Below are 6,684 nucleotides of genomic sequence, written 5' to 3'. Positions count from 1 at the left end.
ATTGTGGGCATGTGCCCTCGTTCTTCGCAGTAGTCGACGACGACGGGCGATGTTTGAGCGGGCCGTTCCTGCATGCGGGCTGCGGCCTTCCGTACGTGTGCAGGGTTGCAGCGATCGTCCCGATCACCCACGACGAACATGGTTGGCGGATAATTGACGCTCTCTTCGATCCGGTGATAGGGAGAGTACGAAAGGAGTGCCCGGAATTCTTCCGGCTCGTCGACTGTACCGTATTCGCTGCGCCACCGCACGGCCCGGTCAAAATGTTCGTAGCGAACCATATCGAGAAGCGGAGCGATCGAGAGCGCTGCCCCGAATAAAGCGGGCCTCTGCATGATTGCGGCCGCCACCATCAGGCCTGCATTCGAGCCGCCAAAGAGGCCAAGTTGTCTCGGCGTGGTGATTCCACGACTGCAAAGCGATTCTGCGGCTGAGAGCAAGTCATCAATCCCTGTTTGCCGGTTTCGTTTGGACCCGGCATCGTGCCAATCATCGCCGAACTCCCCTCCGCCCCTGACGTGGGCAATGGCAAGCTGGGCCCCCCTCTCCATCAGGATTGTGGCGAGCACAGAGAATTGTGGAGTCATGGGGGCGCCAAAGCCACCATAAACAGTAAGCACCACTGGCGCTTCGCGATCCGAAGGCGCAGTGCCTCGTCCAACCAAAGTCAGCGGAACCTCGGTACCGTCCTTCCCAGAGAAAACGAAGCGAGTCACAGTCGCGCGAGTCGTTTGCTCACGCAACGTACGCCGATGAAAGACTAGGGATTTGTCCGCGGTGGAACCATATTCGAAAAGGATCGGCGGCTGATCGAACGATTCAAACGCATAGAACAAGCTGCGCTCGCTCACGCTTTGATGTGGTACCAGTGCCACCGACCCGTCCTCGGGCACATCGACAGTGCCGAGATGCTTTCCATCCAATGACCAGCAGGAGACAAGCGACGTACGATGATCGTATTGATTAGTGTAGAAGCGGTCGTCCGCAACGGAAATCTGGCGAATGGGCAGTGCGCCCGCACTGATCACAGTCCGAATCTTCCTGCCGTCTGAAGAAAACTCCGAAATGCATCCGTTCCTGTTTTCTGCAGCGTGCCTTGCAAAGATGCGGCCCTTATGCACAAATGGCTGAAACGATGGATCCTGCTCGCTGAACACACTCACCCATTGTGGATCTCCACTCAGGGGAGCAATTAGAAAATCGGAGAGAAGCGCGGAACACCGTTCATGTATCCAGATGATTCCGAGATGAACAGTATCCGCGGTCAGAACCAGCCGGCTCTCGCGGGTGCGGGGCGCGCGAAAGACAACCCGTCCGGCCCTGGCCTCGCCGAAACTGCGAAACCTGATCGTATGCTCTCCTGCATTCTCTCGATCATCGTGGCAGTAATAGAAACCTCCCTCTTCTGGTCTCAGGACGAGCCCCCGGGCATAGCCGTTCTCGATTGTGTCGTCGAGGATGCAAGCGCGATTCACATCAACGAACCCTACAGCACTCTTGTCTTCACCACCAAGCCTACGCTCGAAAGCCAGGAGCGAGCCGTCGTCCGATATGCGGTAAATCGAGACAGAGCTAAAGGTTCCCTCGGCCGAGGGATCGATGAGAAGGTGCTCCTGACCGGAAGCGATATCGCGGACATAAATGCAGGCCTGTTCTTCTCCGCGGTTTCGACGGCGATAGAAATACCGCTCTCCCACTCTCGATGGTTGATCGAGAACGTCTACATCGAGATACGATCGGACTCGCTCTCGGATGGATTCAAGGGCTGGACAGTTAGAGAAATAGTCATCGCAGCGTGTTCTCTGCTTACGGATCCAGCTCTCGGTTTCCGGAAGGCCGCGATCTTCAAGCCATCGATAGGGATCGGCGACTGTCTCTCCGTGTATGACCTCGATCACCGGAGCCGAACTGTGCATCACCTCTACTGGCATAGCGCCTCCTCGAATTCTTCCGATCGTGCGGCGCGGTCGATATGCCGGGCGAGGCTGCGAGCATTAAGGTGGAAACGGGGGAGGTTGCGTTCGGGAGAGCTGAGCCAGGCCCCTCTTCCATAGAGGTACGACACTATAGCCAGGATCGGCATCAGGGCGTAGGCCCCATCGATTTGCGAGTCGCTGAGCCAGTTGCGCCAGATGCCTCTATAAGAATTCCGGATATCCGAAAGCCATGTATCGTGATCGGACATATCGCGCGCAATCTGCGCGCAGACATGTTGGAGCGTCATGAAGGGGTTTCCGATCTGGGCTTCAGCCCAATCGATGAAGAGGCAGCGCGCACCAGACACAAGAATGTTTCCCGCATTGATGTCGTTGTGGATGAGAGTGTCCGGGATACCTAGATCCTGCATCTTGAAGCAGGCATTTCGGAGAATCACCTCGAGTTCCCGAAGACGGCTTCTATCAAGAGGTGCGACTTTCGTCGACGTCTGCTGCGCCATCGCTTCCTCAAGGTATTCTCTGATCACTGGCAGATGAGCCTCGATGGCCTTAACGCTGGCGTCAGTACATCCGGCCTCCCCCAAAGTCTGGGCATGTGGGATGCTCTCGGACTGCATCTCAGCCAGTCCGGCGACGGCCGCTTTTAGGTTAGAAAGCGTGAACGCTTCTTCCAGTGGATGCCCCGCTTCCTCCATGACCCATGCCTTCCAGTCCTCCCGCATTGCAACGACCGGGGGAAGGTAGCGAGGTAGCGATTTGGCAAGCTGCTGCGTGATTGGGAACTCGTGAAGGTTTGGCGGCCCAACAGCTTTGAGCCAATATGCCGGCCCGTTGTGAACACCCAACCGGCACAGCTCAAATCCCCCGCCGGCATTAAGCTGACGAACCTCTCCGGTAAATCGGATGACGCGATTGGGCGCGCTCTCCTGAATCCAGTTCCGGACATCTTCAATCCAACCAACCTTCGCGAATGGGTGCTGGCAAGACGAATCACGTGAGAAACAGGCCCGGAGGCGAGTTCGCTCTTCGGGTGAGAGCAGGAGCGCAGACAGTTTATCTGCGCTCACCGGCCTGAGATCGCCTAGGGAGCTTGGCGGACATTCGCTCCGGACTTCCATGAGCACGCAGGGCAAATCAGTAAGGGTTTCAGCATTGACGTCGAGCACAACCGTTTCGAGATGCCACCGCCCAGCTGCAATACAATTCAGCTGCTCTACGAACCGCTCGTTACTCCGAACAGTCACCACCGGTAGCATTTCGCTCCCTTCCTCATCCTCAACCGCGAGTACTGCTTGAGTGTGCGGGAGGATAAATGCTAGCCGGTAATTTCTATTGTCCATCATCTGGAACTCCCGATTGATGGTTGACCTTAATCATGAGTAAGGAGATGGCGAGACTTGAGTTTCTCCAGAAACCGATCCACATCAGCGGCGACGATCTCGATCTCCGTGTTCGTCTCGCGAGCGAGTTGTGCAACGATGTCGTCCACGAGCATTCCCTGCTCAAGACGCTGCCAGATATAGGCGCCGGTCGAGTTCAGAGGCGTGGCTGCGTTGTGCTTGATATCGAGAATGACCGCACCATCGTGGTCGACGATCGAGCGGAGATGAGCTGGCATGGCGGCCATAGTTCTTGTCTCCTGATGGAACTAGCGATTGAGCGGCGCGCAGTTTCCCTCGCCTCTCTGCCCGTACCAATCGGGTGCGCAGAAAGCTGAAGTCAAGCAATCCAGATGGGTCAAGTGGATGGTTCTCAGATAGGCCGGGGGAGTTCGCCACTTATGTGAGTGGCGGCCGGTGTTCCTTTGAGCGCAAGCACCAACAATCCAACTGTGCGGTGAGTCTGACACCTCTCATTTCGAGATGCAACAGAAACTGATTCGCACAAGGCGACAAAATGAAATCCATCTAGCCACCCTTATTCGGGCTGGGATCGCGATGGATGACTACAAGCGCATCTTTCTTCCGGAAGCTCTTTGATCTCGCGCGCAATTTGCTCCCGCTCCGTGATCCCCCATGCGGATGGAGATTGACGCATATGTTTTTTGAAGAATCGATTGAAGTCCTGCACGCGGCTGTAACCAAGCAGCGCCGCCACCGCACTGATCTTGGTGGGCGGGAAGATGCCGAGCAGGTGTTGAGCAAAGGCCAGCCTGGTTTCGACCTGAAACTGCGTCATTGTCTTGTGGTATTCGGCAACGAACGTCCGCTCGAGCGTTCGAATCTCAACCCCGAGCTCTCGCGCAAGCGTGCTGAGCCGCAGTTGTATATTTCCGTGAGAAGCTTGAATGAAGTGATGTGCAAGCCATTCCGGATTTTCAAGAAGCGCGATATGGAGGTCGCTCCCGGTCGACGCTCTAAGGGCGCTAATCTCCGCGGTGACTTCCTTTTCGATCGGTGACACCTTGACGGTAGGGAGACTCTTCACAATTCCTTGCTCCGTATAGGACTTGAGCGAGACACCGGCGAGCATGTGGGCGCCCGTCGCTCCCTAAGCGCCTTGACTCTCTCTGGTTTCACAATCCTGAAAAGCCATTGCTCCTTCGTTGGATCTGAATACTCAGCGACGGCTGATCGAATTGACGCCTTTGCACGCGACGCACACGATCGACGAAAGAGGCGAAACAGAAGGGGAAGAGGCCTACCTTTAAGCAGCGAACATGAAGAGAGGGTGAATTGTGCCGTCAATCCTCCCTGCATTCACCGAGTCAATGCAATAGAAAGTGTCCCTTGCGATCGGGGAATCTCTTCTGGACAGGCATCTTCGCCGCCACTGCGCGAGTTGGAATGCTCGGTCCGTGCTCTGGCGATGACGGGAAGCCTGCCAGTGCCAACAGAAAACTACGGGCTCAAAGGAGCGTCAATCGGCCGCCAGGAGTTGTTGCTTTTACGAAACACGAGAGGTTGAACGGCGGCGAGCCAACATGGACACGGAATACAGTTGCGTTACTTGCCTCGAAGAGGCGGGGGGAGGGCCGCCGTGGAGGCCAAAAGCGACTTCGGTTGGCTGTTACTGCGTCTCGCCCCGCTCAAGTGGCGTATCGCTCTCGGCTTGGTCTTTGTGTCCCTCGCTGGGGTTGCCGTTACGATCGACCCTCTGTTGATGCGTAGCCTGATCGATTCTGCGCTGCCTCAACGGAACCTGCGTTGGGCGTTGTACTTGGTCGGCGGAATCGGGCTCTGCTACTTCGGACGATCTGCGCTCTATGGAATCGGATCGCTGATCAATTTCTCCACTTCCCTCGATTGTGTCCGCGACTTGCGTATAGCTCTCCTCGATCAGTTGAACCGGCTTTCGGTTGACTATCACGAGCAGACGCCTTCAGGCGAAAAACTGACCTGTATCGAACACGATGTCGATGAGATTGCAAACCTGGGTGCCGATACAGCGAATCAGAGTATCCGTGCTGTCCTGTTTCTCGCGCTCAACCTTGCGATGATGGCAAGGCTGAATCTGCCGATGACGCTCACTGTGTTGCCGCTGATGCCGTTGTTTGCCATCGTTCAACAGCGATTCAGCATTCGTTTGAAGGCCAGAGCCGACGAGGCGCGATTCGAGGTAGGCGCGGCAACCAGTGTGTTGAACGAGCACCTTGGAGCAGTGCCACAGCTCCAGTTTCTCGGGGCAGAAGAAGCGAGCGCGGAGCGAGCTTCTTTGGTGTGGAACAGGATGCTGCGAGTGCAGCGAATTCAGCGGCAAACGCAGATCGGGTTCAGCCTCTCAATCACCGCCATCCTGGTGACGGCGATTCTGGTTGTGCTTGGTTTGGGCAGCGCGAAGGTGCTTTCCGGCGCTCTGACTATCGGCGGGTTGGTGGCGTTTTACGCCTACAGCACTCGCGTCTTCGAGCCGATCAGTTCGGCCATGGACCTCTATTCAAGGCTGCAGTCTGTCGGAGCCAGCATTCGCCGTGTGCGTGCGTTGCTTGCTCTTGAGCCGACCGTGCGCGATACGGGAACCATGTGTTTGGAAGCGTCCCCCCTCACGCATGGCTTCAGGATTGAGGACGTATCCTTTTCATTTGGCCCGAAGCGCGCTTTGAGCAACATCTCTTTTCGGATTCACGCCGGAGCAAGCGTCGCAATCATTGGGGCAAGCGGATCCGGAAAGAGCACTCTGGCTCGGCTTCTTGTACGTGCCGCCGATCCGGACAGCGGATACATTTTGCTCGAAGAGCATCGTCTCGGCTGTTACACGCTGGCGTCCCTGCGCTCGGCAGTCTGTTTTGTCCCCCAGCACCCTGTACTGTTTGAGGGGAGTGTCCGGGATAATCTGCTGTATGGAAACCCAGGGGCTACCGCCACGGAGATGGATCAGGCAATTCAGGCGGTCCAGCTCTCTACAGTCGTGAGCCAGCTGCCGCACGGGTTGGACACCATGCTCGGCCCGGCAGGCGCCGGCCTCTCCGGAGGAGAACGTCAGAGGCTTGCCGTAGCCAGGGCGCTTTTGAGGAACTCGGCGACACTTATTCTGGACGAGGCAACATCGGCTCTCGATGTTCCATCTGAGCGCGCCGTGCTCGCATCCCTTGCAAAGTTCCGCACGCACCAAACGCTCATCGTCATTTCGCATCGCATCAGCTCACTTACGTGGATGGACCGCTTTGTCCTGCTCGATCAGGGCCGTATTGCCGCGGCGGGCGCCCATTCGGTGCTGTACGCTCACTCCGCTCTCTACCGTTCCCTATTTGAAGCTTCGGCTCAGGAGATGGGGGAGCCCTGAAACAGGGAGTCTCTTCTACGTCGGC

General features: G+C 56.9%; 5 protein-coding genes. 1 reads left to right on the top strand and 4 read right to left on the bottom strand.

What is annotated here, in order from left to right; all coding sequences use genetic code 11:
* The 4 genes from VMU57_RS14950 to VMU57_RS23100 form a co-directional block, all read right to left on the bottom strand.
* A partial coding sequence (locus VMU57_RS14950) for a prolyl oligopeptidase family serine peptidase (RefSeq protein WP_325384802.1) occupies positions 1–1,931 on the bottom strand: 1,931 nt, incomplete at its 3' end.
* Positions 1,922–3,004 (bottom strand): aminoglycoside phosphotransferase family protein, encoded by a 1,083-nt coding sequence (locus VMU57_RS14945; protein ID WP_325384800.1) that lies wholly within the window; start codon positions 3,002–3,004, stop codon positions 1,922–1,924. The genes VMU57_RS14945 and VMU57_RS14950, both read right to left, overlap by 10 nt.
* A 302-nt stretch (positions 3,005–3,306) precedes the next feature.
* Positions 3,307–3,564 carry a PqqD family protein gene (locus VMU57_RS14940; RefSeq protein WP_325384798.1) on the bottom strand — a complete coding sequence of 86 codons (258 nt, stop codon included), beginning with the start codon at positions 3,562–3,564 and terminating at the stop codon, positions 3,307–3,309.
* A gap of 290 nt (positions 3,565–3,854) precedes the next feature.
* Entirely contained in the window at positions 3,855–4,409 is a 555-nt protein-coding gene (locus VMU57_RS23100) for a helix-turn-helix domain-containing protein (protein ID WP_414648659.1), read from the bottom strand.
* Positions 4,410–4,916: 507 nt separating this feature from the next.
* Between VMU57_RS23100 and VMU57_RS14930 the strand changes: the two genes are divergently transcribed.
* The gene (locus VMU57_RS14930) at positions 4,917–6,659 is read left to right on the top strand and encodes an ABC transporter ATP-binding protein (protein ID WP_325384796.1); all 1,743 of its coding nucleotides are present in this window, start codon (positions 4,917–4,919) and stop codon (positions 6,657–6,659) included.
* The last annotated feature ends 25 nt before the right edge of the window (positions 6,660–6,684 follow it).

This window comes from Edaphobacter sp., assembly GCF_035532915.1.
GTDB lineage: Bacteria > Acidobacteriota > Terriglobia > Terriglobales > Acidobacteriaceae > Edaphobacter.
The sequence above is the reverse complement of the archived record's forward strand: the minus strand, read 5'-3'. Positions and strand labels throughout refer to the sequence as shown.